General features: G+C 44.0%; 25 protein-coding genes. 8 read left to right on the forward strand and 17 right to left on the reverse strand.

Annotated features, from left to right (window positions below; translation table 11 throughout):
* Positions 1-141: 141 nt before the first annotated feature.
* The 3 genes from M3610_RS12540 to M3610_RS12550 all read right to left on the reverse strand — a co-directional run bounded on the left by M3610_RS12540 (position 142) and on the right by M3610_RS12550 (position 1127).
* Complete coding sequence (locus M3610_RS12540) at positions 142-384, reverse strand: DUF1146 family protein (protein WP_026568263.1); 243 nt, start codon at positions 382-384, stop codon at positions 142-144.
* Positions 385-545: 161 nt separating this feature from the next.
* A complete protein-coding gene (locus M3610_RS12545; RefSeq protein WP_251459490.1) occupies positions 546-728 on the reverse strand; it encodes a hypothetical protein in 183 nt (60 codons plus the stop codon).
* A 78-nt stretch (positions 729-806) separates the two neighbouring features.
* Positions 807-1127, reverse strand: a complete 321-nt coding sequence (locus M3610_RS12550) for a YflT domain-containing protein (protein ID WP_251459491.1) — start codon at positions 1125-1127, stop codon at positions 807-809.
* 196 nt (positions 1128-1323) lie between these two features.
* On the opposite strand from M3610_RS12550, the gene M3610_RS12555 reads away from it, so the two are divergent.
* Positions 1324-1578, forward strand: a complete 255-nt coding sequence (locus M3610_RS12555) for a GlsB/YeaQ/YmgE family stress response membrane protein (protein ID WP_098571494.1) — start codon at positions 1324-1326, stop codon at positions 1576-1578.
* A 347-nt stretch (positions 1579-1925) separates the two neighbouring features.
* On the opposite strand, the gene M3610_RS12560 is transcribed toward M3610_RS12555, so the two are convergent.
* The 4 genes from M3610_RS12560 to M3610_RS12575 all read right to left on the reverse strand — a co-directional run bounded on the left by M3610_RS12560 (position 1926) and on the right by M3610_RS12575 (position 8761).
* A complete protein-coding gene (locus M3610_RS12560) occupies positions 1926-3392 on the reverse strand; it encodes an alpha-amylase (protein WP_251459492.1) in 1467 nt (488 codons plus the stop codon).
* A 27-nt stretch (positions 3393-3419) separates the two neighbouring features.
* Positions 3420-4919 (reverse strand): cardiolipin synthase, encoded by a 1500-nt coding sequence (gene cls / locus M3610_RS12565; RefSeq protein WP_251459493.1) that lies wholly within the window; start codon positions 4917-4919, stop codon positions 3420-3422.
* Positions 4920-5042: 123 nt separating this feature from the next.
* Entirely contained in the window at positions 5043-5918 is an 876-nt protein-coding gene (locus M3610_RS12570) for a CheR family methyltransferase (RefSeq protein WP_285851150.1), read from the reverse strand.
* Positions 5919-6052: 134 nt separating this feature from the next.
* The gene (locus M3610_RS12575; protein ID WP_251459735.1) at positions 6053-8761 is read right to left on the reverse strand and encodes a CHASE3 domain-containing protein; all 2709 of its coding nucleotides are present in this window, start codon (positions 8759-8761) and stop codon (positions 6053-6055) included.
* A gap of 289 nt (positions 8762-9050) precedes the next feature.
* Between M3610_RS12575 and M3610_RS12580 the strand changes: the two genes are divergently transcribed.
* Entirely contained in the window at positions 9051-9509 is a 459-nt protein-coding gene (locus M3610_RS12580) for a Dps family protein (RefSeq protein ID WP_251459494.1), read from the forward strand.
* Between the two features lie 447 nt (positions 9510-9956).
* Here the strand turns inward: M3610_RS12580 and M3610_RS12585 are convergent, their stop codons facing one another.
* The 4 genes from M3610_RS12585 to M3610_RS12600 form a co-directional block, all read right to left on the reverse strand.
* Positions 9957-11099, reverse strand: a complete 1143-nt coding sequence (locus tag M3610_RS12585) for a PP2C family protein-serine/threonine phosphatase (RefSeq protein WP_396953647.1) — start codon at positions 11097-11099, stop codon at positions 9957-9959.
* Positions 11100-11194: 95 nt separating this feature from the next.
* Positions 11195-11989 (reverse strand): RNA polymerase sigma factor SigB, encoded by a 795-nt coding sequence (gene sigB, locus M3610_RS12590; RefSeq protein ID WP_251459498.1) that lies wholly within the window; start codon positions 11987-11989, stop codon positions 11195-11197.
* Positions 11955-12437: an anti-sigma B factor RsbW gene (gene rsbW, locus M3610_RS12595; protein WP_098571500.1), complete on the reverse strand. Its 483-nt coding sequence runs from the start codon at positions 12435-12437 to the stop codon at positions 11955-11957. The genes sigB and rsbW overlap by 35 nt, the downstream gene beginning before the upstream one ends.
* Entirely contained in the window at positions 12434-12766 is a 333-nt protein-coding gene (locus tag M3610_RS12600) for an anti-sigma factor antagonist (protein WP_251459500.1), read from the reverse strand. Before M3610_RS12600 ends, rsbW begins: the two co-directional genes overlap by 4 nt.
* Before the next feature lie 263 nt (positions 12767-13029).
* Here M3610_RS12600 and M3610_RS12605 point away from each other — a divergent pair, with 263 nt between their 5' ends.
* On the forward strand, positions 13030-13197 hold the full coding sequence (locus M3610_RS12605; protein WP_180229968.1) for a hypothetical protein: 168 nt from the start codon (positions 13030-13032) through the stop codon (positions 13195-13197).
* Between the two features lie 81 nt (positions 13198-13278).
* Here the strand turns inward: M3610_RS12605 and M3610_RS12610 are convergent, their stop codons facing one another.
* On the reverse strand, positions 13279-14208 hold the full coding sequence (locus M3610_RS12610) for a magnesium transporter CorA family protein (RefSeq protein ID WP_251459502.1): 930 nt from the start codon (positions 14206-14208) through the stop codon (positions 13279-13281).
* A 159-nt stretch (positions 14209-14367) separates the two neighbouring features.
* Between M3610_RS12610 and M3610_RS12615 the strand changes: the two genes are divergently transcribed.
* Positions 14368-14640: a hypothetical protein gene (locus tag M3610_RS12615; protein ID WP_098571503.1), complete on the forward strand. Its 273-nt coding sequence runs from the start codon at positions 14368-14370 to the stop codon at positions 14638-14640.
* A gap of 55 nt (positions 14641-14695) precedes the next feature.
* Complete coding sequence (locus tag M3610_RS12620) at positions 14696-15421, forward strand: TrkA C-terminal domain-containing protein (RefSeq protein WP_251459504.1); 726 nt, start codon at positions 14696-14698, stop codon at positions 15419-15421.
* 211 nt (positions 15422-15632) lie between these two features.
* On the opposite strand, the gene M3610_RS12625 is transcribed toward M3610_RS12620, so the two are convergent.
* A complete protein-coding gene (locus M3610_RS12625; protein ID WP_251459506.1) occupies positions 15633-16928 on the reverse strand; it encodes a hemolysin family protein in 1296 nt (431 codons plus the stop codon).
* A gap of 68 nt (positions 16929-16996) precedes the next feature.
* Positions 16997-18502 carry a mechanosensitive ion channel gene (locus M3610_RS12630; RefSeq protein WP_251459508.1) on the reverse strand — a complete coding sequence of 502 codons (1506 nt, stop codon included), beginning with the start codon at positions 18500-18502 and terminating at the stop codon, positions 16997-16999.
* A gap of 252 nt (positions 18503-18754) precedes the next feature.
* Between M3610_RS12630 and M3610_RS12635 the strand changes: the two genes are divergently transcribed.
* The 3 genes from M3610_RS12635 to M3610_RS12645 are packed head-to-tail and all read left to right on the forward strand — an operon-like array spanning position 18755 to position 19829.
* Positions 18755-19033, forward strand: a complete 279-nt coding sequence (locus M3610_RS12635; protein ID WP_251459509.1) for a hypothetical protein — start codon at positions 18755-18757, stop codon at positions 19031-19033.
* 27 nt (positions 19034-19060) lie between these two features.
* A complete protein-coding gene (locus M3610_RS12640) occupies positions 19061-19231 on the forward strand; it encodes a CsbD family protein (RefSeq protein WP_251459511.1) in 171 nt (56 codons plus the stop codon).
* A gap of 37 nt (positions 19232-19268) precedes the next feature.
* Positions 19269-19829, forward strand: coding sequence for a general stress protein (locus M3610_RS12645; RefSeq protein WP_098571508.1), 561 nt, complete (start codon positions 19269-19271; stop codon positions 19827-19829).
* 330 nt (positions 19830-20159) lie between these two features.
* Here M3610_RS12645 and nuoN read toward each other — a convergent pair whose 3' ends face one another.
* From nuoN to nuoL, 3 genes are read right to left on the reverse strand one after another with little or no spacing between them, the layout of a single operon-like run.
* Positions 20160-21674 carry an NADH-quinone oxidoreductase subunit NuoN gene (gene nuoN / locus M3610_RS12650; RefSeq protein WP_251459513.1) on the reverse strand — a complete coding sequence of 505 codons (1515 nt, stop codon included), beginning with the start codon at positions 21672-21674 and terminating at the stop codon, positions 20160-20162.
* A 6-nt stretch (positions 21675-21680) separates the two neighbouring features.
* Complete coding sequence (locus M3610_RS12655; RefSeq protein ID WP_098571510.1) at positions 21681-23189, reverse strand: NADH-quinone oxidoreductase subunit M; 1509 nt, start codon at positions 23187-23189, stop codon at positions 21681-21683.
* A complete protein-coding gene (gene nuoL / locus M3610_RS12660; protein WP_251459515.1) occupies positions 23186-25057 on the reverse strand; it encodes an NADH-quinone oxidoreductase subunit L in 1872 nt (623 codons plus the stop codon). The genes M3610_RS12655 and nuoL overlap by 4 nt, the downstream gene beginning before the upstream one ends.
* Positions 25058-25122: the final 65 nt, after the last annotated feature.

Consider the following 25122-nt stretch of genomic DNA (forward strand, 5'->3'; position numbering starts at 1 on the left):
AGAGGAGTAGCATACTTGGGAAATGTCGTCACTTTTAGACAAAGTTCCATGCTTTATTGATGTTATTTTTTCCACACAATGACGATTGTACTCAATTTCTAGACAAATAGGAACATGTACGAAGAACTAAAATTTTTCCAATTAACTATTTTGCATGATCAAAGGCAGTTGTCTAGACCATTGGAGATAATCAAGGAAAAAGTTACTAACAGATGAACCAATGATGATGGCTAATAATATGTAAAGTAACCGCGCCTGAAAAACATGACCCGCTTTCAGCAATTGATCCAACCGAATCGCTTGCAGGGCCCACCAGGAAATCGCTATGAAAATTAAATGTGAAACAATACTTAACAATGCCATTTGTCCAAAATCATTTATCACCCTACACCCTCCTTTTTCACACAATGTTTATTCTATCACAAACTTCACCTTAATAGTTTCCTTTTCTATCCATTTTTTTAAAAATACTTTTTAATAAAAAATTCGCCTTCCACTGCACTATTAGAAGGCGAATTTTAGGCTGACACGACCCACATATTTACCTAATTAACCTGATTCCAAACCCTGCCGATATTTAATGGGACATATACCTTGTCGCCGTGTATTTGCTTGTGCACGATTGGATTTGCAAAGTTCGTATCAGGACAGTGTTCCTTTCGCACTTTGCGGCGTGCTCGAACGTTCCCTCCAAAAAAATCAGCCAAGTTCACTTTTGAAATTTTCATCACCTTAACTCCTTTCCATTTGTTGTATGTAAGAGGAACAAAAGGAGATCCTTTTGTTCCCCGCCTGAAGCTTGAATTTTATTTGGCTGCTACAACTACGACTCGACCTTTGTCTAATTCCTTTTCAAATTGCTGCGCTTCAGTATCGGATAATCCTAATGATTCCATTTTTGAACGAAGCTCGTCCCCGCGGGAACGAAACACATTTGCGATGGAATCCAAGAATCCTTGTTCGTTTACCCCAATCTCATTAGTATCCAGCTCCTCCGCCAAATCCTCGGAACGTTCTTTGCTGTGAGCCAACAAGTAAACTTCATCTTTACTGAACCCTTGATTTAATAATTGTTCAATTTCCTGTTTGGCTTGAAGACCATTTTCCACTAGTTTGACCTGTCTCATTCTAACTACCTCCTAAATAAATTTCGTTAGTAAGTTGAAATGCTGCTTGATGTTAACTGGGTGTATAACCCTTTTTTAAAAATTGAAACCTTTATGCTGAAAAAATGATTTTTTTATCAAAAAATGTTTGGCCATTGCAGGAGCGGGTATTACATGATTAAGTTCCACATTACTTATTAGAAAGGGATGAGTTTTCATGGGATTTATTTGGTCTTTAATTATCGGAGGAATTATCGGGTGGTTAGGAGGTCTCGTCATTGGACGTGATATTCCAGGAGGTGTCATTGGAAATATCATCGCCGGATTCATTGGGGCTTTTCTAGGATCCTTGATATTAGGAGATTGGGGTCCGGAAGTCGGAGGATTTTATCTGATTCCAGCCATCTTGGGCGCGATTCTACTCACATTAATCGTCGGCTTCCTTATGAAAGGCATGAGGCGGGAAGCTTAAATAATTGGTTCACTCAGAGAGACTGCCGCCACGCAGTCTCTTTTTATGGCTTTCACTCTTTTCGGAAAAAATAGTTGCTTTTTTGATTCGCTCATTGAATCATTGAATTCGCTCATAAAAGACCGGTATTCGCTCATTGAAACCCGATATTCGCTCATAAAGCTCTAAAATTCGCTCATTGAAAAGAAAATCATTTAATTAATCTTGAGTGTTCAATGGTCGAAGTGTAATTTTACACAAAATTCCATTTTTTGTGATTTGCTACACCCGTTATTTACGAAAACAACTTATTTTTTCAAATGAGAAAAACACCTCAACAAACAAGGTGCTTCTGGTTTGACTCTATTTTAAAATAACTCCTCTTCTGGTAGTGCCCACACTGACACACTGCCGCCGTTAACAAGGAACGTCGCAAATCCATCTTCTTCTATTTGAATAGGCTCGTCGCGTGATCCTGTGAGGTCCACCCACACTTCCCCTGCCCGGTCTTCACCGACGAACATTCTCTTTTCACCATCATCCTGATTTGAAATGAGGACCGCGCAGCCTGAACGCTCCAGTTCCGCCTGGCCGCGACGGACCCAGCCAATCAAATTGGCGTCGTCGAAATAATCTTCTTGTTCACCATAAGCTTTATGAAAACGAGCATATAGCAGCGGATCGATCGCCACCCTCTTTCCTTCAATAGGCTCTTCTCCCCCAATGCCAAAATAATCTCCGTAAAAAATACATGGATGGCCATCTTTGCGGAGCAGAATCAGCGCATATGCAGACTGCTTAAACCAATCCTCCACCCAGGATTCCAGGGCCTCGTTTGGCTGGGTGTCATGATTATCCACAAAAGTGACTGCATGTTCCGGATTCGTTTGAACCAACGTATCATCGAAAATGGTCGTCAAATCAAAATCAGCCCCGGCCATTGCTGCTTCATGAAATTTATAATGAAGGGGAACGTCAAATAACTGGAGCTTGTGCTCAACATTTTTCAAAAACGTTTGGCAGGCAGAAAGCTCCGCGACCCAAAATTCTCCTAGAAAATAAAAGTCTTCTCCTTGCTGCTTCCGAACAGCATCGATAAATTTTTTAATAAAACGAGAATCCATATGTTTAATTGCGTCTAAGCGGTAACCGCTGCATTGTAAAGTATCGGCAAGCCAGATTCCCCACTGGATCATTTCTGCCTGTACATCTGGTTGATGGTAATCAATATTGGCATACATTAAATAGTCGTAATTACCAAATTCCTTATCGACATGGTCATTCCACTTTTTATCCTCGCCGACCATCCGAAAAATTCCGGTTTTCTTCGATTTTGCATCATAGTCGATACCGTTAAAATGTTCAACTCCCCATTTGAACGCTGAATACTTATCCTTCCGATTCGGGAACGTGAATTTGGTATACCCCTCTATTTCAAACGGCTCTGAAATCTCTTCGGTTCGGTCCTCCTTGCTCACCTCAACGACTTGAAATCTCTCGGTCTTATCCGCCCCGCCTTTATGATTCATGACCACATCTGCATAGACATGAATCCCATGCGCAGACAATGCGGCAATCGCGTCTAGTAATTCTTTCTTCGTTCCATATTTCGTCCGGACTGTCCCTTTTTGATCGAATTCACCCAAATCATAAAGATCGTATACCCCATAGCCCGTATCTTCTGGCGATTGACCTTTCGTTACGGGTGGAATCCACACCGAATCGATTCCTATCCTCTTTAGCTCAGGAGCGATCTTTTTCAGGCGTTTCCAATGGGTCCCATCGGCTTCAATATGCCACTCAAAAAATTGCATCATCGTCGGGTTTCGTTTCATGTTTTTTCCCCCTTTATCTTGGCCATTTTATAAAACACCGGAAAATAGGCGGGCAAAGGATTCCTTTACCCTTTCAGTCAGTCCTCTTTTGTAAAATTCCACTGGGCGGATTCTCAGACACTCCTTCAAGTCTTCTTCATAATGCGCCACTAGGTCTTGGATGGATTTCGCCCCGATTAAAAATAAATTCACCTCAAAGTTGAGACGAAAGCTGCGCATATCCATATTGGCTGTGCCAATCGTGGCGAGATCGCCATCCACAATCATCACCTTCTTATGAAGAAACCCCTTTTGGTACGCATAAACCTCAACACCCGCACGCAACAATTCCGGTAAATAAGAACGCGTCGCATATTGGGTGAGAAAACCATCATTGGTGTCAGGCACCATGATTCGTATTTGAATCCCTTTATGGGCGGCAATCCGCAGTGCGGTTCGAATGGCTGGATTGGGGACGAAGTACGGTGACGCTATCCAAATGGATTTTGTGGCGCAGGAGATCATCGCATAATAGTGGTCACTCATCCGTTTTGTTTCCGGGCCGGTCGCGACGACATGGACGAGACCATCGCTGGGGGCAGGGTTTGGTTTCATATAGCGTTCATCCGTCACCAGCATTTCCCCGATCACATAGCGCCAATCTAATAAAAACACGGCATGCAAGGTTTGGACTGCTTCCCCTTCAAGAAGGACATGGGTATCACACCAGAATCCAATATTCTCGTCTTCACCTAGATATTCGACTCCAACGTTCAGTCCGCCCACAAATCCGACTTTCCCGTCAATGACAATGATTTTACGATGATTCCGAAAGTTAAACTTTTGATTAATCAGACCGCTTTTCAACGGCAAAAAAGGCTGGACCTTGATTCCTGCATCCTTCATTCTATTTATTGCGCCGCTTGAAAGTGTGATACTTCCCACCGCATCGTACATCAAACGCACTTCTACCCCTTCTTGTGCTTTATCCGTTAAGATGTCGATGATCTCATTCCCTAGCCGGTCATCTCGGAAGATGTAATATTCTAGGTGGATAAAGTCCTTAGCATTGCCCAGTGCGTTTTTGATTTCACGGAACGTTTCCTCGCCATTTTTTAAAATTGTGGTGTGAGTATGGGAATTCGTAGGTGTGGAAGTTGCCCGATCCAAATAGTGTGTAAAATGGTGCTGGTGATAATTTAACTGGGAAAAATCGATCTTCTTGTGTTTATGACTCATTCTTTCAAACACTTCACGATCCTTGATTCGCTTACTTTTAAAAAGATAGCCTTTTAATAATAATTGTCCTGAATAGACATAAATGATATAGCCAAGGATAGGCAGAAACACTAAAATATAAATCCATAAAAGCGTGTTTTGTGCGGTCCGATTTTCAAGCATTAATGATAATACAGTAATCAAGATCATTCCCCCATAGAGCGCGATGGAAATCACTTTCGACAGGAACGGAACGTCGGTAAAAAACACTATATAGGCTAGCGCAACCATAAAAATGATAAAGACCCATTCCATTCTCCGTTTTTTCATCACATCGTTCTCCCCCCAAATTTATCTAGATCCCCTTATGGGTTAATACCCAATTTATCCGGATATTAATCATACTGATATTAAAAAAAAAAGGTGCCTGACACCCAATGTGGGTATCGGCACCTATGCTTTTCTGTATATTCGTTCATGTGGATTAAATTCCATGTATTGCTTGCCCTTTGGCATAAACAGGATGGATTCTTTACTGCCAAGGCCGATGAATCCACCTTCAGCAAGACTGTCGTAAAATAGGCCATGGACTTTCTGCTGCAAATCATTGTCAAAATAGATCATGACATTACGGCATAAAATCACATGAAATTCATTAAACGAACGGTCGGCCACCAGATTATGCTGAGCAAAGATAAGGTTTTCTTCTAATTTAGGAGAAAAATAAGCAAACTGGTGATCCGTCGTATAGTACTCGGAAAAGGCCTTTTTTCCACCTGACTTTAAATAGTTCTTCGTATATTGCTGCATCTTCTTGAGAGGAAACGCTCCTTTTTGAGCAGCAGAAAGGGCTTTTTCATTAATATCAGTTGCGTAGATGGTTGTTTTTTTCGCGAGCCCTTCTTCCAGCATCAAAATGGCCATCGAATAGACCTCTTCCCCCGTCGCGCAGCCAGCATGCCAAATCCGAATCTCTGGAAGCTCGCGCAATAATGGAACGACCTGGTTACGAAAGGCAGCGAAAAAAGTAGGATCTCGGTACATTTCCGTCATCCGAATCGAGAGATCATTCAATAATCGCTCCAAATACGCTTGATCGTGAAGGACTTTTTCCAATAAAGCCGTGATCGACGGAAGCCGCTCCGCTTTCATCCGATTCAAGACCCTTCTCGTTAAAGAGGCACGGACATACCCCCTGAAGTCATATCCGTACATCTGATATAAACCCTCAAGCAGCAAATTGATTTCGATATTCTGCAACTCCGTTGGCACTATTGTTTCTGTGAGTACATTGGAATCTTGCGGGGCTACCGGGTTTACTGGGTTCATCGGGTTTACTGGGTTCACCGGGTTCATCGGGTTTACTGGGTTTACTGGATTCACTGGGTTCACTTGGTTTACCGGGGGCACTGGTTGTATCGGGCTGGTCAGGTTCACCGGGTTCACCGATTTTTTCATGCTCGTCAATCCTGATCCACCTGCTCTGTCAACCACACCCGCATCAATGAGAATAGCTGGTCGATTTTTAATGGCTTCATAATATAATCAGACGCACCTGCCTCCATACACTTATCACGTTCTCCTTTCATGGCTTTAGCAGTCAGCGCAATAATGGGCAGACGCTCCATCTGCAGGTCATGACGGATCGCCTTCATGGCCTCATAGCCTCCCATCACCGGCATCATGATATCCATGAACACCAAGTCAAAGTCGGCTTGTTCTTGTAAAATTTCAATGGCGCGCTTTCCGTTCTCAGCCACTTGGACCACCACTCCTTTTTTCTCAAGCGTTGTCACAAGCGCATATACATTCCGGCCATCATCCTCAACAAGAAGCACTTTTTTCCCTTTAAACAAGCGTTCATCCGAAGTTTCAGCCTCCGTTCGATCAACGCGCGGCGGTTCTGATTCTTCTATAAATTCTTGTTCCTCGGTCAGCTCACTGGCACTTGCCGCCACTTCCTCCAGCGCCAAGACTTCGAACAAATCATGGCTGACAGGCGCAAGACGGCTCGGTATATATAAGGTGAACGTACTTCCCTTATCTTGCTCGCTTTCGACTTCAAGCAGCCCGCCAAGCAAACGGGTAAATTCCCGGCAAATCGATAACCCCAGCCCCGTCCCGCCATATTGCCTGTTCGTGGTCCCATCGACCTGTTGGAAGGCATCGAATATAATTTGCTGTTTATCTAATGGAATGCCAATTCCTGTATCAGTGATAGCGATGGCCAGCACGACAGCATCCTCTTGCAGGTCAGGCAATTCCGCGACTTTTTCAAGCGGAGCAAATTCAATTCGTACCGTAACGCCGCCCTGTTCCGTAAATTTAAAGGCATTGGATAATAAATTTTTCAAAATTTGCTGCAATCTTTGTCCATCCGTCGAAATGACCGGAGGCACATCTGGATGTGTGATCACATCAAAGGTTAAATTCTTTTTTCGCGCCACTGGCTCAAACAGATTCCTGAGCGTCTGTGGAATCTCCGTTACGTTGACTTCGTCTGTCAAAATTTCAATTTTTCCTGCTTCAATTTTCGATAAATCGAGAATATCATCAATCAGCCGCAGCAAATCTCCGCCAGCCGTATGGACAACACCTGCGTATTCTTCTACTTCTGACATGGTTAACTCATCATTATTCTCCATCAGCATTTGCGACAGAATCAGAATGCTATTCAATGGCGTGCGCAGCTCATGCGACATATTGGCAAGAAAGTCCGTCTTGTATTGTGAACTCATCTGGAGTTTTCGAGAATAGTCTTCCAATTCATCCTTCGCCTTTTTGAGTTCCAGCGCTCGTTGCTCGGCATATTGCTTCTCCTGTTCCAAATACCCATTGGCCATTTGAAGCTGATCTTGCTGCATTTGCAATTCTTCCGATTGCGCTTGGAGTTCTTCCGATTGCGCCTGAAGTTCTTCTGTTAAAACTTGCGATTCTCCTAGCAGCCTTTCGACTTCCATTCTTCCTGTCACATTGGTAATCGCCGAACCGAACTTGTCTTGGAGCAGGTCGACTAAGGTAAGGTGCTGTGAGAGAAACGGCTGAAGCGCAGCAAGCTCAATCACGGCCTCTACCCTGCCATCTACTAAAATTGGAGCAATTAATAGATTTCGTGGTGAGGAAGCACCTAAGCCAGAGGTGACTTTGATATGTTCCTCGGGCAGTTGGTCAATCAGAAAGATCCGTTTATCGACTGCAGCTTGGCCGATCAGCCCTTCCCCCAATCGGAAACTCGCCCGGGCAGCGCCTTCATCGGCAACCGTGGCATATCCTGCCGCTTTGACGTAATAGACTTCGCCCCCTTCATTTTTGCGAAGATATACCACACCAAAAGAAGCTTGAAGTAATGGAGCCAGTCTGGAAATAAACGATTGCGTCAATTCGCTAATATCCGTAATCCCTTGATACAATGTTGAGATATCCGCCATACTTTTCTGAATCCAACTCTGTTTCTCCAGACTGCTGAGGAGACTGTTCATGGCCTCCGCAAGCTCCCGGGTTTCGTCACGCGTATTCACTTTCATCCGTGTCGTCAGGTCGACATCCGAATTAGAATCGGTAATTCCTTTAATCGTTTTTACCACTTGATTGATGGTTCGAACGATGGAATTAGACTGTAACAGCGCCGCCGCGATGGTAATGAGTGTTACCAAACCAATCAGCGTGTACAACGTCACTTTTAAATTTTGGTTATTTTGCTTGAGTTGACTAATCCGACCTGCCATCAGTTTCTTTTCACTGGCCAGAAATGAATCAAACTGGGTGCGGAGCTGGTCGGTTATTCTTTTTCCTGTACTTTTCTTAAAATGCTGGTCTAAGGCCGATTGATTATTGGACTTTTTAGCATTGATGACATATTCCCCGGAATTAGTCATCCAACTCCTAATCAGCGGTTTTATTTCTTCTAAACTGCGCTGCTGCCTGTTGTTATCCTCTAACAAGGAATGAAGTTTATTGTAGTTATCCAGCCAGTTCCTACTCCCTAGATTATAAGGCTCCAGGTATTCCTCATCTCCAGTGAGCGCATACCCTCTCATTCCGGTTTCCATGTCGAGAACATTTTTTTGAATTTGGTTCGTCAGATCGTGTACCTCAATATCATGTCCCGATATGAAGTCCACCTCGTTCTGTAAATCGGCCATTCGATTAATCACGATGAGCAAGGATATCACCAAGCAAATCAAGATGGAGAAGTATCCGGTAATAATTTTCGCACGAATGTTGTAGTTGAAGCCTTTTATTGTAATCCCCTCCTGGCAAAAGTGGTCTATTAAAATATCCTTATTCTACCATAGCACTATATTTGTTTGAGATGAAAATTTCTACCTAAATACTTTTTATTACCCGAATCTATTATTCTTGAAACCTCTTTGGAAAAAAATTTTTTCCAAGGTTTCAACCGATAAAGTCCAGGGTAAGGAATAAATATCAACACTATTCCAACAAACGGAGGTAATAAACATGGCAAAAGTAAAAGAGAAGAACAACTTAGTAACAGAGACTCTTAATACACAGGTCGCTAATTTTTCCGTGCTTTATATGAAACTGCACCACTACCACTGGTATGTTAAAGGAGAGAATTTCTTCACGCTGCACCCAAAATTTGAAGAATTGTATAAGGAAGCGGCGCTGCATCTTGATACCATCGCGGAACGAATGTTGTCGCTTGGAGCATTGCCAACGGCGACACTGAAGGAGCAATTACAAATCTCTTCCATCAAGGAAGGCGAGGGCGACGAAAATGCGGAGGGAATGATCAAGACACTCGCTGAGGATTTTAACACCGTCTGCACCGAACTGACGGAAGGAATCAGCCTAGCCGAGGACAACGAGGACCAACCGACAGCAGATCTGTTCATCGCCGTTCGCACATCCTTGGAAAAGCATAGATGGATGCTCGAAGCGTATTTGGCAGAGTAGAATTTGACGGGGGGACGGGGAAGTGTTCCCGTCCTCTTTTAAAAAGCGAATTGGATGGGCAGCACAATTAATAGCTAATTGTTCCCTTCTCCTTCTAAAAACAGGCGGATGGGCACGATTAGTACCTATTTGTTCCCGTCTCCTTCAAAAAAATAGGCGAGCAGTCACCATTAGTACCTATTTGTTCCCATCACCTTCAAAAAGAAGGGCTCGCGGGCACGATTGGTACTTATTTGTTCCCATCTCCTCCTAAAAAAAGGGCTCGCGGGCACCATTAGTACCTATTTGTCCCCGTCACCTCCTAAAAAACAGGCTCACAGGCACGATTAGAACGCCCCCTTCACAACCAGCACGCTGCCTTTTCCTCAGCAACCATTTTTCCAGCAAAACCCGACCCACCAATTAGTAAACAGGGTGCCAGCTCTTCCGCTGACACCCTTGTATTTTTTAACCATTCGTCGAAATCATCACCAAGCAAAGGTCGTCCTTCGGGGCATTGTGCGGTTCCAGACTTGGCTGCAGCTGGTGAAGGAACGCATCTGGAGTGTCGATGTCTTTCGCTTGTAGGGTGCTGATGAGCTTCGCGATCGCATCCTCATAATCCTCCTCCAGCCATTCGGACAGGCCATCGGTAAAGAGCAGCGTCCGCGCACCACGCTTGTAAGGAATGACGCCTTTGGTTACATCGATTTCTTCAAAAAAACCAAGAGCACAGCACCCGTCCGTTAATAGTTTCACCTCATCATCCACGATGGCGATTCCCGCTGGATGACCGGCATTGACGTACTCGATCGTTTGCGTTTCAGTGTCGAGTACTAGGTAAATCGCGGTGAAATAATAGTTAATCAAATGATCAGGCATCTTCAGCTGATACATGCGCCGATTCAGTTCTCTCATGACCCGCTCTGGATCACACATCCCCGTAATCGTATCCTTCAATGCTGAATATATGTACATACATACGAGTGAGGATGAAATTCCATGCCCCATCATATCAAGCAAAATCACGCCATACCGATGTTCGCTGATTGGGTACCAGGCATACAAGTCCCCTGCCAGCTCAAAGGAAGGCTTATAGATAGCCGAAATCGTTACATCCTCTTCTTCGATCGGATCACTTAGGATGCTTCCTTGCACCTGCTTCGCCAGGTCCAACTCATATTGGAGCCGTTTATCCCGTTCCTTCCGTAAGTCCTTCTCTTGCTTTAATCGAAGGACGGAACGCATCCGCGCCAGCAGCTCCACTTTATTAATGGGTTTCAGGACATAATCAAGGGCACCTGCATCCATCGCCTCAGCCATTTTGTTGGAATCTCCCATGGCTGTAACGAAGATGATTGGCAGGTCAGCATACCTCTCATCCGCAAGAACCTTTCTGCATGCTTCCATTCCGTCTATTTCCGGCATCATCAAGTCCATTAGAATTAAATCGAACGGAACCTCCTCGGCATTTACCTCATCCAGCTGCAAACATTGATATAACTCCTTGGCAGATGTCAGCAGAACCAACCGATTATAACCAGCCTTCCGCAGAATTTTCTCGATAATCATCAGATTAGTTTGATTATCGTCAACCACCGCAATTTTCATGGCCATAGCGATTCCCCCCTTTCCCAAGCTCAGTTCGTTTACCTGGTGCCTGACACCAGTTACCTACTTTGCGGTGTCAGGCACCAGGTATCCTATCAAGCATCGTTGACTCCTTGATAGGCGTCACACAAGAGTGCCTTTCGTAACTTCTCGATCGCCTTTTTTTGTAGACGGGACACGTGCATCTGCGAAATCCCCAAAAGCTCTCCGGTTTCCCTCTGACTTTTATTCGCGACAAACGTGAATTGGATGATTTCCTTTTCTCGCTCCGAAAGAACATGCATCGCACTCTCGAGCAGGAGCTTTTGGTCAACCTTTTCGAAGCCCTCATCGTCGGATCCGATAATGTCCAGGGTCGTCGACGTGCTTCCATCTGAACCCGTTTCAATCGTTTGATCGACAGACGCTGTTTGATAACTTTTCCCCATCTCCATCGCTTCCAATACTTCCTCTTCGGAGATCTCTAAATAATCCGCGATTTCCTCGACCTTCGGTGAACGCTGATATTGATTGGTCAGCTCGTCCGCTACCGTTTTAATCTTTGGCCATAAATCTTTGATCCGTCTCGGCACATGGACACTCCAGGTTTTATCCCTGAGAAATCGCTTAATTTCGCCAATAACGGTTGGAATTAAATACGACTCGAAAGGTTTGCCCATGTCTGGGTCAAATCTTCTGATTGCCGCCAATAACCCAATCATCCCTACTTGCATAAGGTCCTCATGGAACGATTTCCCCTTTGAATATTTTCGTGCAAGACTCCCGATCAGGGCCGAGTAATGTTCGACTAAAATGGTTTGCGAAAGCGGGCATTCGTTCTGCTGAAACTCGACGATCAGGGCATCAATTTCATCTCTAGTTCGTTTCTTGGGTTGAGATGGTTGTGTCATGATTTTCACGCTCCCCACTTAGATACTTCACCATGAAGACCGTTACCCCGGAATGATTCGCCACACTCACTTCATCCATCAGCGTTTCAATTAAATATAGTCCTAACCCTCCCTCTGCCAGCTGCTCCACTGTACTTGCTTCCGTGTAGGGGCCTAATTCATTTTTCTTCTGGGTAAAATTAAAGCTCTTTCCACTATCAGATACCATCGTTTCTAACTTGTCCTCATAAATCCCAAACCCGATAATTACCTCTCCGCCTTCGTCTTTGGGATAGGCGTGATGGACAGCATTCGTACAAGCTTCACTTACCGCGATCTTAAGATCTTCAATTTCCTCATATGTAAAACCCATCCGGCTGGCAATTCCCGATAATGTCAAACGAATCACGCCCACATACTCCGGCTTGGCAGGAATTTTCATCTCGATATAATCCATCACTTGGCTCATCGTCTCCCCTCCTCAGTCGTAGCAGAAATGTTCATGACCTTACTTAGGCCAGTAATTTCAAACAGCCGCTTTAGTCGATCCGATAATTGAATCAGCTTTAATTCGCCGCCCTTTTCCTTTAGCTGTTTGAATAAACCTACAAACACCCCCAGACCGGTACTATCTAAATAGGACACATCCTGTAGATTAACGGTAATCGACTTATTTCCCTCTTCTGCCAGCGCCAATAATTCCTCTCTAAGTTTTGGTGCCGTGTACGCATCAATTTCTCCCGCCACAAGCACTACGATTTCCTCATCACGTTGTTGTTTATCTATGGTTATATTCATTCTCATCATCACCCCTGAAAGATTTATAGTGTATATACCCCTATTTTCAAAGTCTAAACCTTTCTTTATAAAAAAATTCTATTAAACTAGGCTGTTTGTGGTGGTGTCAGGCACCATGTGAAGAATTCACATGGTGCCTGACACCAGTTCTAGTCCCAATATTATACCAAAATATTCAAATTAGACGAATCGACCTATCTACCTGTTAGGTTTCATTTTTTAAATAATGGGGTATGACAGGATTACAAAGGAGAGGTGTTCACATGGAGACTAAAAAAAGAGAATTAAAGGAGAAAGTCGAGAAGTCCAACAATAGTTCGATGGCACAGAATCTAGAGGAAATAAAGAAGCTCGGCAAGGAAATGGAGGAGGAGAAAACCGGTACGGAGCTGAAGAAGGAAGAAAAGCAAACACCCGATCCGCAGCAATAGCGGCCCATAAGACGCAACGGCCCTTTCACAGGGTCGTTATTTTTATGAAAAGAACCGGCTGCCCTTGGGCAAGCCGAATCATTACTTAAAATAGGAATCTTTCTTTTTTCCTTTTAACAGATCGCCTGTCCAGCCTTTAAACTTTAAATAGCCATAGAGCAGGAGCGTCGAGATCACGATAATAATGGCCGAAAGAGGATAGCCGTACCGCCATTCGAGTTCAGGCATCTGCTTGAAATTCATTCCCCATAAAGCCCCAAATGCCATAATCGGGGTAAACAGGATCGTGATCACTGTTAAGGTTTTCATAATTTCATTGCCGCGATGGGAAGAAATGACCTCTTCTAAATTGATAATCGAATCCAGCTCATGCTCGTACTCGTTGAGCAGGGCGGTCATTCGTTCAATCCGTTTAACAAGAAGCGTAAAAATCTCCTCTCTGCTTACTTCATTCAGTTTCACTTCCTCAATTCCTATTTTTAACTCGTTAATCGGAATCAATAGACTCTTCCAGACCAGCAGCTCATGCCTTCGCATATAAATTTCTTCAAGAATGCTCGTTCCATTCCGCTTTCGGATACTCCAGATCAGTGTTTTCAGCGCTTCTTCGAATTGATCGATTTCAACTAACATTTCATGCATCAGTTCGCCTAGGAGCATAAAAAATCCATCAACCGCGTTTTCAGCTTTCTTTATTTGCTTAAAAAGCGGTTCAGGACGGATATGCTTTAAGTTGGAAAAATTAAGATCAACCGTAATCAGCTGCTCCTCTGTTACATAATAATGGAAAATTTTGTAGTCCCCTTCCTCTTCAAAATTTTGCTTATAAATAAGCGAACCCGTCACTACCTTTTCCCCTGAATCAAGAAGCTTAATCCTTAGGGAATTAGTTTTATTCTTGCGCACTTGATTCAGCCATTCGTTACATCTAGAACGATTTTGTTTGAAAATTGGTTGGATGCGCTCATCCTCATCTTTCTTAACTTGATACCATTTCCAATCGATAGCCATCGGATCTCCTTTCACAAAGGTTTTCTACCTATATCCCCCAATCCGGAACTAATGAAACTTCGGAAATATGGTTTGAGAGAAACGGAAGCGGGTATTACAACTAGAAATAGAACTTTTTTAAAAGTGCTATTTTAAGAGAATCTAATAGGAGGTTTTAATATGAAACGTATGGTACCTGTTACATCGATTATTGTCGCCGCTGGAATGGGAGCTTCGGCCGCAATGTGGCTATCATCTAAACCGAACCGATTAAAAGCGGAAAGTGTACTGAGAGACTGGAAACGAAAGATTAAACCTACCCCGTTTGATAAAAGTGAAGAACTCCCGATAGAAAAAGGAGGACATCCACACCCGCGTGATTTAGAGGATAATAACATGGTCAGTGAAGGGGCCATGTATTCCGTTCAATTTTATAATGAGAAGATGCAGTGATAAAACAGTTGGGGCAGGTGACTACCCCAACTAATTTTTTGAGGTGGCTGGTTGGATGAATTTACTTTTTTTACTCGTCTATTTCATCATCATTACAGCGGTTATCGAAATTTACGTTGTTTTATTTCGATTAACGGGGCTCAATTTAAAGGTGTCAAGGTTTCAGGTAATTTCGTTAATGACCGGCACGGGCTTTACAACGGAGGAATCGGAGCTTATTTTAGGCCACCCGATTCGCCGGAAACTCGCTACATTCCTGATCTTGTTTGGGGCCTTCTCCCTTGCCGTCATTATTTCAACAATCAGTAATTTCCTTTCGGGCGACCTACGGATGATTCATATTTTTTACATTGCAGGCGGCGTCATGCTTGTTTTTGGCGTATTAAAACTCGCCTGCATTCAAAACCTGTTATCAAAATTATTTCATAGAGAGATGAAGCAGCAGATGGAACTCGGCGATTTGCCGATTCGGGACGTGTTTTTAACGGAAAAGAACGATTTTCTGCTCAATCTGCATATCTATACCGACTCTTTGCTTGTCTATAAAACAATTAACCAGCTGTTTAATGACCAAGAGCGGCCAGAGTTTATCGTGCTTTTTATTAAAAGAGGTCAATCGAAAATACGGTGCAATATCTACAACGAAAAATTACAGGAAGGGGATCAGCTGCTTTTATATGGAGATAAAGAGGCCATAAACAAGCTCTTTCAACATGATATTCGAATCATGAAGAAAAAGCTGAAGAATCAGCAACCACCGACTGCATTTACTGGCGGATGATGGTCAGTTACTGGCGGATGGCGGTCGATTACTGGCTCATGGCCGCCGTTTACTGGCGGAGCGGCCAGTTTCTGGCGCATAACCACCGTTTTCTGGCGCATAACCGCCACTTACTGGCGGATAGCACAAATTTACTGGCACATAACCACTTTTTACTGGCGAAGTAGCCAAAACCACTAAAAAAGCCTCGAGTCTCGAGGCTTCTTCACGTCTAAATCTTCTTCACTTCCACATTCAAAATGTGATACCCCTTACTGGCAATGGCCTGGAACACGTACCCTTCTGATTCCACTTTACTGCCGATTGGCGCATCAGAGTTTTGCGTCAGGTACCAGCCGCCGATGGTATCAATACCCGGGTCGACTAGGTTGACCCCTAGTAAATCGTTTACGTCCTCAATTAATAATTTCCCATCGACAATATAATGGTTCTCCTTGATCTTTTGAATCTCGGCCACTTCATCGGCATCGAACTCATCACGCACTTCTCCAACGATTTCCTCAATAATGTCCTCCACCGTAACCAAACCCGAGGTCCCGCCGTATTCATCCATAAGAATGGCCATATGTGTCCGTTCAATTTGCATTTTCACCAGTAAGTCATGTATGGGAGTGGTTTCCATCACATGAATCACGGGACTGATAAAGGAACTTACCTGCAACTCATCCAGATTATCTGTATGCAACATAAACGACGTTAACAGCGATTTCACGTTAATAATGCCGATTATGTGATCCTTATCCCCGTCCATAACCGGATAGCGGGTAAAATTTTCATCCCTCACCCTTTTTAAGAACTCATCCACCGTCGCGTCCATCGGCAGGCTGCTTATCTCGGGCCGCGGCACCATAATTTCCTTTGCCACTCTCTCATCAAATTCAAAAATATTGTTCACATAGCGTAATTCATTCTGATTGATCTCACCACTTTTATAGCTTTCTGACAAGAGAATTCGCAGCTCTTCTTCAGAATGAGCTCCTTCGTGTTCCGATGAATGCTTTACGCCAAACATCCCCGTTAGCAGCCGGGCTGAACCATTTAAGAGCCAAATAAAGGGAAACATGATTTTGTTAAACCAGATAATTGGTACAGCGAAGAAAAGCGTAATCGCCTCAGCTTTTTGAATCGCTACCGTTTTCGGTGCCAATTCCCCTGCCACTACATGGAAAAAGGTAACCAACACAAAGGCCAAACTAACCGATAAAATATGTGTCACGGATTGATTGAGGTCTAGTGCCGCTAGGAATGGGTGCAATAGTTTTTCTACGGTCGGTTCACCCAACCAACCCAGGCCCAGTGCGGTCACGGTTATCCCTAGTTGACAGGCAGATAAATATTCATCCAGATGGGTGACCACCCTTTTCGCCGAAACAGCCCCCTTCTTCCCTTCCGCAATTAACTGATCTATTCTCGATGGACGGACTTTAACCATCGCAAATTCGACCGCAACGAAAAATCCGGTTAGTGCGATTAATACCGCAATTAAGAGTAAATGGATGATCGTCAAGAGAAGCTTCACTCCCTCTCTTTTTTTAAAAAATAACAATCCGAAAAATTTCGGATTGTTATCATCTTTTATTCGATTATTTTCTTGTCTAACTTATTATCTAACTTATCAAGATATTTGCTGGCGAATTCCTTTCCACCGAGACCAAATGCCAGTCCAAATGCTAAGGCTGCTCCCCCTAAGACGAGAATAAAGGCAGCATTAACAATCGAATGGGCAACTCCAAGCTGGTCTAATGCCATAAAGACGGTGATCGCGAAGACCGCATATTTCCCTACAGCGGCTAGTGTCCGGGAGTAGCTGTTCTTTAACACATTTTGTAAAATACGCTCGACTAAGTGACCTACATACAAACCAATTCCTAAAATCACAAGTGCAGCCAGTAACATCGGTAAATAGGCAATCACGCCTGTTGCTAGAGTGACTAAGAACTCTAGGTGAACAATTTGTAATGCTTCCACTGTAAATAATAGGACAATTACAATTTTTGCAATCATACCAACGATTTGTGAAAGATTATACTTGGATTGCTCGGGATTTAACGACCCAATCCCCATATGGTGAAAGATGTTGTTAAATCGTAATCGCCACAGCATTTGCGACACCAATTTTTCAACCCATCTACCAAGCCATAAGCCCGCTAAGATTAAGATGACCGCGACGGCGATGTTTGGAATGAGCGCGAGCACATGATGAAGCATCGAAATGGCTGGGTCAGAAATTCCTTTTAGATCAAGCTTTTCTAGCGCTGTAATAATCGTAGGAATTAAGATTAAGATAAACGCAATGTTCCCAATCATACTCGAAAGACTGGTTCCCTCTCCTGCCGTGTTTAGACCGAAACGTTGACCAAGCCGCTCCGTACCGACGCTGCTTAAAAAGTTTGTTAGAATATCGCGGACCATTTTTGCAATCAGCCAGCCGACAAACACAATCAGGGCCGCAGCAAATAACTTAGGGATAAAGGTTAGCAAGGTTGATAGGGTGTTAGCGAAAGGTTCTGATACGCCTTCTATTTGCAGTGCATCCAATACCCCCGGTAAAAATAGTAAGAACACAAAGTAGAAAAGCACTTTGCCGATACTGTTAACCTTACGTACGGCCTCCGCTTCATTAGTTGCCATCTTCCATTTTACTAAGAGACGTTCTCCATGAATCATGGCTGTCCCTTTTTTAAACAAGAGGCGCAGCAGCGAGGCAACTCCCCATGCAAGCAATAAAATCAGAGCCGCTTTTAGAACATTAGGAACCGCGGCTGTAATCGCCGATAACATTTCCACAAGCGGTGTGGCAATGAAGCTTAAGTTCAGCATATTGAAAAAGATAATCCAGACAAACACGAGTAAAATATAATACACGATTTTTCCGATTATCACTTCAGATGAGTATTTCCTCTTTCCTAGGTTGGAAAACAGCCGGTCATCAAAGCTCGTTTTCTTTAAAAGGGACTCTACACCTTTTCCAATAAACTTAGCGATGAGCCAGCCAACCAATAATACCAATAGAGCAAACAGCAAGGTAGGCAGCTGTTGAAAATATGAGTACCAGCCAGTCATCATGTGATCCATCTCCATCCTATCAAACTCCTTTTTCGTGATTTTTCAGTTTTTCTATAGGATATATAACCTGTATTTTTGAATCGAAACCTAGTTTTTAAAAATAATATTTTTTCAAAAAAAGCATTTAATAGTAGGAACACAACAGAAGGCCCTCTTAGGAAAAAATGAGGTTTCAAGTTCTTTGCAGCGGGAATATAACCAATATGCAAGGCAGACTTGCACTTCTAAACAGTTCAATTAGAAGGAGGAGCTACCAATGCAAATGAATTGGAAGAAACGATTACTAGTTGGCGGATTGGCTTATCGCTGACATTCGGCGGGTTAGCTGGATGTGGTGATGGGGTTGACCAGGATAACGGGATCAGTGATGGACAACAAAAAGATGCAGTAGACACTGATACGAAAAAGGAAGCCAACGCAACAATGGACGATGCAAAGCAGAATATTGAAGAAGCAGTGAATAATGTGGAGGAAAAATTAAAAGAGGACGGTGTTGGTGATGGAGTAGATCAAGATAATGGCGTTAGCGATGGCGAAAAGAATTAGATAACTAATATTAGGAGGCTAAATAATATGAATAAAGATAAATTTTCAGGAAGTGTTGACCAAGTGAAAGGTGAAGCGAAAGAGCAATGGGGCCGCTTAACAGATGATGATTCAAAGGTGGTAGAAGGCAAAGTCGATAAAGCCAAAGGTAAAGTAAAAGAAGGCGTAGGCGAAGTGAAAGATAAACTATCAAAATAGCATTTATCCAACCTATTAAATTAGAGGAGGAGAAAAAATGGACAAGCACGGGAAGAATATTGTAGGTGTGTATCAATCAGAACAAGAGGCGATTGCCGCCATAGAGGACCTGATAAAATGGGGATACGATAAGTCGGAAATCAGCGTAATCGGTAAGGATCATAATCATTTGGATACGATCACCGAAGAAACAGGCACTGCTGTTGAAGATACGGCTGCGACTGGCGCGCTAACAGGTGGTGCAATCGGTGGTGCAACCGGATTATTAGCAGGACTTGGCGCTCTGGCCATCCCAGGTATTGGCCCGATTGTCGCCGCAGGTCCTATCGCGTCAAGCATCTTGGGTGCTATAACAGGAGCTGGTGTAGGCGGACTAGCAGGCGCACTCATCGGCCTTGGAATTCCAGACGATGACGCCAAATATTATCAAGAGTCGGTTGAAGAAGGAAAAATTCTCGTCCTAGTTAATAAACGAGACCACTCTGATAAGGATATGGTGCAAGAGGCTCCAATAGATGTGGAACCGACACCTGATAAAGAAGAATCACGATATGACACCATTCGAGATCGAAATCCAGCCTTGAATACCAAGTTCTAATACACAAGCTGCAGCAACGATTATGTTGTTTGCAGCTTTTTGGCATTAGTGGGTACTGCAATCTAGGGTTTTCCAATTTATATCCAGCAAATGTCGTAAGTTTCGCAAAATGTGTCATAAGTGTCCAGAAATAGGTTATTAGTTCTCAAAATGATGTAATAAGTCTCCCAAAATATGTTATTAGTTCTCAAAATGATGTAATATGCACCTTTTAAAAGCCAATAAAAAAAGAAGAGGCTCCCCCAGCCTCTCCTTTTTCATGTATGAATACCCCTTTAATTTAACAGGATGCTTCCCCCAAAGCATCCTGCTTTTCCGACCGCGCCTAACCTAACTGAAAAAGTCCGAAAGGTTATTCAGGTTATTTTGCATAAAGTCTAGCGCAAAATTCGGCATTACACCAAACAGTATGGAACCGACAACTGCAACCCACAACACGATTAAAATCCCCGCTGGAATCTTAAACTTGCTGTCGTCACTCGCCGGACGGAAAAACATTTGTGTCATCACACCAAAGTAATAGAAGTACGAAACCACCGTCGTCGCAATCATCACTGAAGCGAGCACATAATGTGGTGTCTGACCAGCAAATGCACCGATAAAAATGTTTAATTTTCCAATGAAACCGGCAGTGCCCGGGAAACCTGCCAGCGATACAAGCAAGATCCCCATAACGACCGCAAGCACAGGTGAACGGCGGTACAAGCCAGCAAAATCAGCAATCTTCGCTGAACCTGATTTTTCGGTAACGACCTGGATGATGGCAAACGCACCCATGTTCATGAGTAAGTAAGCGAGCAGATAGAACCAAATCGAGTAAAAGATGTTTGAGTTCAACGTCGTCAACGCCACGAGGATATACCCCGCATGTGCGATACTAGAATACGCAAACATCCGTTTAATGTTCGACTGCTTCAATGCCACGACGTTCCCGATAATCATCGTTACTCCCGCGATCAAGGCCAAGTAATCCTGCATTTGAATCAGGATTGGCTTTTCTGGACCTTCGACCGATGCGGCGGCGAGAAAGACGGTTAATAAAATCCGAAGTACAATCACAAAACCGGCTGTTTTTGAAACAACACTTAGAAAAGCCGTCACCGGTGTTGGCGCACCCTGGTAGACGTCAGGTGCCCACATATGGAATGGAGCTGCCCCCAATTTAAACGCTAACCCCACAAATACCATTAAAAATGCCAATGTTAATAGGTAAGCCTGTTGACCGTCTGCCACCTGTGTCAAGCTAGTGGCAATCTTCACTAAGTTGGTTGAGCCGGTTAATCCATAGATATAGCTCATCCCAAACAACGTGATCGCTGTGGAAATTCCGCCATTGATGACGTATTTCATCGCAGATTCGTTCGACTCTAAATGATACTTGCGTATCCCCGCTAAAATATAAGAAGAAACAGTTAACAATTCCAAGCCGATGAACAGCGTAATTAAATCGCCGCTCGATGTCATAATCATGCCGCCGAGCAAGGCAGATAAGAACAAATAATAAAACTCGCCGCGATATTCCTCTAAACCATCCTTCGCTGGGTAGCTGACGGCCAAAAGCATTACCAGACCTGCCCCTACTAGCAGTAATAATTTAAAGCCCATCGCAAAACTATCTAAGCGGAACGAATCGTCCAAAATCGACCTCACAGGTCCGCCCACTAAACTAAGCACGGACACGGTTGCAGCGATAATCGCAACAATTCCGATCCAGCCGAGAACTCTTCGGTCTTGATTTTTCGGCATAAATAAATCTAAAAGTGTAAGAAGTGCGGATACACCAAGGATGATGAACTCTGGTGTCATGGCACTCCAATGAAATTGCTGCAAGGTATCAAGACTCATCCTTCATCACCCTCCTATCCCTAGCATGATGGTTTCAAGTGTAGTTTTTAATGGCGCGCTTAGGACACTTGGGTAAACACCAATTACTACGATTAACAGCATAAGTACCAGCACAGGCACGAATTCGACGCCTTTCAAATCAAGGATGCCTGTAAATTCACGGTGCGCCTTGCCGTATGTGATTCCTAAAACCGCGCGAAGCAAGTAAGCCGCCGTCATAATAATGCCGAGCGTACCTACCGCTGCAATCACCGGCATTTCTTTGAATAGACCGAGGAAGGCCATAAACTCACTGATAAATCCAGACATCCCTGGCAAGCCAAGCGACGCCATCCCGCCAGCCAACAAGAAGCCAGCTGCAATCGGCATGCCCTTCGCCATTCCGCCGAGATTTTCGATAAGTGACGTATCGGTGCGTTCGTACAGGACGCCGACCAAGAAGAATAACAGCGCGGAAATCAATCCGTGCGAAATCACTTGGAAAATCGCCCCTTGAATCCCGGCCTCATTCATGGCAGCCAGTCCGATTAGCACAATTCCCATATGGGAAATCGATGAATAAGCTAAAACCATTTTAAAATCTGTTTGAATGAACGCTAGATACGCCCCGTAGAGAAGATTAATCACTCCTAGGATGGCAATCAGCGTCGCAAGAGTCCCGAATTGCCCGGGAAAAATGCCCATTCCAAAACGAATTAATCCGTACGCACCTATTTTCAAAAGAATCCCTGAGTGAATCATAACCACGGATGGCGGTGCTTGAACGTGGACTTTTAACATCCAGCTGTGTAATGGGAATATCGGCAATTTGACGCCAAACGCTAGCAAGAAGCCAATGAATAAGCCCATTTTCAGATCGCTAGAAAGCGGTGCTTTTGGATTCGCCATTAATTCGGTTAAATAGTTAATATTGGTTGATCCTGTTTTTGCAAAAAGAATCATAATCACAATTAATAGAATCGCAGAACCTAGTCCATTATAAATTAAGAAACTGTAGGCTGCTTTTTCTTTTTCAAAATAACCCCATTTTCCGATTAAGAAGAAGGTCGGAATGAGCGTGATTTCAAAGAAGATGAAGAACAGAATTAAGTTTTCGGCCGTAAACACGCCAAGCATTCCTATCTCTAGGAGCAGGAACAGCATAAAATAGCCCTTCCATTCTTTCTTCACAAACTTTGCTGCGGCAATCGCCGATAGCGTCGCAACTACCGCTGTCAGGACAACGAGCAGAAGCTGAAAACCGCTTAAGCCAAGTTCATAGTAAACGGAAAAATATGGTTCAGGTGCATTGATCCCATGGAATTGGATCCATTTGGCTGTAACCGCAAAGTCGGCTAGATCCTTACCAAATTGAAAATGAAGGTAAGCAGCCAGGGCAAGCAGCAAGGCCGGCAAGGTCCCTAGAAAGCCGACCGCTTTGATTGGTTTTTCTGCCGTTTTCGGCATAAACGCTAAAAGCACGATACCTAGTAAAGGGGAGAATACTAGGAGTGAAAGAACAGATGTTAAATTCATCGTAAGTACCCCCCTGTTAATGCAAAGATGACGACGAGAACCGCGAGTCCGACAAAGGCCACCGCACCGTACGTTTGAACCTGTCCGGATTGCAGTTTCGACCCTGCGGCGCCAAGTCCTTGAACAATTCCGACCACGCCTTTGACGAGCCCTTCAACAAGGAACACATCAATGAAACGTAAGAAGTAGCTGACACCTTTTGTGAAGGCTACCACTGTCAGTTGATAAAACTCATCAACGTAATACTTGTTTAATAAAATCGTATGCAGCGTATCGCCCGATCCGCTTAACCAGTCGCGGGCGATGGAACGTTTGTTGTACATCAAGTAGGCAAGGAAAATTCCTGCTAGGGAAACGACCGTTGCAGCAATCATAATCCAAGCCGGTCCTTCCACGTGGCCTTGGTGTGCCAACGCTTCGTTGCCATCAACGAGCCAATCGCCAAGGAATGTTCCGAACCACGGTGTATTGACATAACCAGCGATTATGGCTAGAACGCCAAGAACGACCATTGGTAAGGTCATATTGGATGGCGATTCATGGACATGCTGTTGGTTGCCGCGTGCTTTACCCGTAAAGACTAGGAAGAACAAGCGGAACATATAGAATGCTGTCATGAAGGCCGCCGCAAGGGCTAAGAAAAAGAGAACAGGATGTCCGCCTTCCCAGGCCGCTACTAAAATTTCATCTTTTGAGAAGAATCCGGAAAGCCCTGGGACACCACTGATTGCCAGTGTTCCAATTAAGAATAGCGGTCCAGTAAGCTTGAGCTTTTTCCAAAGTCCGCCCATTTCTTCGATGTTCTGAGTATGTACCGCGTGAATGACAGAACCAGCTGCCAAGAACAGAAGAGCCTTGAAGAAGGCATGTGTCATCAAGTGGAATACCCCCGCCACATAGCCCGCAGACCCTAAGGCCAGCATCATGTAGCCAAGCTGTGAAACCGTTGAATACGCGAGTACCCGTTTGATATCGGTTTGTACAAGACCAATGCTTGCGGCGAAAATTGCCGTAAATGCACCGATCACAGCGATCGTAAGGAGCGCCGTATGGCTCGCCTCAAACAATGGAAATAGTGCCGCAACCAAGTAAACCCCAGCCGCAACCATCGTCGCCGCGTGGATTAACGCCGACACTGGCGTCGGACCTTCCATCGCATCCGGAAGCCACGTGTGGAGCGGGAACTGACCTGACTTACCAACCGCTCCAATGAAAATTAGGATCGCGGTTAAGGTAATCATGGTGCCTGACACCGCACCGGCATCAACCGCCGCGAAAATTTCGCTATATTCAAAGCTTTTGGTTTCCCAGAATAGCAGAATCATGCCGATAAATAAGCCCACATCCCCGATCCGGGTCATGATGAATGCCTTTTTAGCCGCAGCTTTGGCTTCGTCTTTGTAAAAATAAAAACCGATTAATAGGAAGGAACCGACACCGACAAGTTCCCAGAAAATGTAGGTTTGCAGCAGGTTAGGCGATATAACTAGGCCAAGCATCGCAAACGTAAATAATCCTAAATAGGCATAGAATACCGGAAACCGCTCGTCTCCTTGCATATAACCTTTGGAGTAGGTATGTACCAAGAAACTTACGAGCGATACGATAAACAGCATTAATGCATTTAATTGATTCACTTCAAAGCCCGCTGTTAGATGCATATCTCCTATCGTGAGCCAGTCGAATTTCGTGACATAGGTCGGCTCTTTGAAGCGCTCGAATAAAACCAAAATCGAGTAGACAAGTGATGCCAGCGTGAGAAGAATCCCCACATAGGCACTTGCTTCCTTCAGTCGCTTCCCGAAAAGAAGAAGGATCAAAAACGATAATAGCGGGAAAAGCGGTATGAGCCATGCATTCTCCATCATTATCACTATCCCCTTTCGAATGATACAAACATCACCATTCGAATTTTGTTGAAAGACAATTTCTT

It is taken from the genome of Neobacillus sp. MER 74 (genome assembly GCF_023714155.1).

Bases quoted from the DNA above. Each gene is read 5' to 3' on its own strand.
- M3610_RS12545 (WP_251459490.1), bottom strand. From the start codon at position 728: ATGAAAATTTCAAAAGTGAACTTGGCTGATTTTTTTGGAGGGAACGTT.
- M3610_RS12550 (WP_251459491.1), bottom strand. From the start codon at position 1,127: ATGAGACAGGTCAAACTAGTGGAAAATGGTCTTCAAGCCAAACAGGAA.
- M3610_RS12555 (WP_098571494.1), top strand. From the start codon at position 1,324: ATGGGATTTATTTGGTCTTTAATTATCGGAGGAATTATCGGGTGGTTA.
- M3610_RS12560 (WP_251459492.1), bottom strand. From the start codon at position 3,392: ATGAAACGAAACCCGACGATGATGCAATTTTTTGAGTGGCATATTGAA.
- cls (WP_251459493.1), bottom strand. From the start codon at position 4,919: ATGAAAAAACGGAGAATGGAATGGGTCTTTATCATTTTTATGGTTGCG.
- M3610_RS12570 (WP_285851150.1), bottom strand. From the start codon at position 5,918: ATGAACCCAGTAAACCCGGTAGCCCCGCAAGATTCCAATGTACTCACA.
- M3610_RS12580 (WP_251459494.1), top strand. From the start codon at position 9,051: ATGGCAAAAGTAAAAGAGAAGAACAACTTAGTAACAGAGACTCTTAAT.
- M3610_RS12585 (WP_396953647.1), bottom strand. From the start codon at position 11,099: ATGAAAATTGCGGTGGTTGACGATAATCAAACTAATCTGATGATTATC.
- sigB (WP_251459498.1), bottom strand. From the start codon at position 11,989: ATGACACAACCATCTCAACCCAAGAAACGAACTAGAGATGAAATTGAT.
- rsbW (WP_098571500.1), bottom strand. From the start codon at position 12,437: ATGAGCCAAGTGATGGATTATATCGAGATGAAAATTCCTGCCAAGCCG.
- M3610_RS12600 (WP_251459500.1), bottom strand. From the start codon at position 12,766: ATGAATATAACCATAGATAAACAACAACGTGATGAGGAAATCGTAGTG.
- M3610_RS12605 (WP_180229968.1), top strand. From the start codon at position 13,030: ATGGAGACTAAAAAAAGAGAATTAAAGGAGAAAGTCGAGAAGTCCAAC.
- M3610_RS12610 (WP_251459502.1), bottom strand. From the start codon at position 14,208: ATGGCTATCGATTGGAAATGGTATCAAGTTAAGAAAGATGAGGATGAG.
- M3610_RS12615 (WP_098571503.1), top strand. From the start codon at position 14,368: ATGAAACGTATGGTACCTGTTACATCGATTATTGTCGCCGCTGGAATG.
- M3610_RS12620 (WP_251459504.1), top strand. From the start codon at position 14,696: ATGAATTTACTTTTTTTACTCGTCTATTTCATCATCATTACAGCGGTT.
- M3610_RS12630 (WP_251459508.1), bottom strand. From the start codon at position 18,502: ATGGAGATGGATCACATGATGACTGGCTGGTACTCATATTTTCAACAG.
- M3610_RS12640 (WP_251459511.1), top strand. From the start codon at position 19,061: ATGAATAAAGATAAATTTTCAGGAAGTGTTGACCAAGTGAAAGGTGAA.
- M3610_RS12645 (WP_098571508.1), top strand. From the start codon at position 19,269: ATGGACAAGCACGGGAAGAATATTGTAGGTGTGTATCAATCAGAACAA.
- nuoN (WP_251459513.1), bottom strand. From the start codon at position 21,674: ATGAGTCTTGATACCTTGCAGCAATTTCATTGGAGTGCCATGACACCA.
- M3610_RS12655 (WP_098571510.1), bottom strand. From the start codon at position 23,189: ATGAATTTAACATCTGTTCTTTCACTCCTAGTATTCTCCCCTTTACTA.
- nuoL (WP_251459515.1), bottom strand. From the start codon at position 25,057: ATGATGGAGAATGCATGGCTCATACCGCTTTTCCCGCTATTATCGTTT.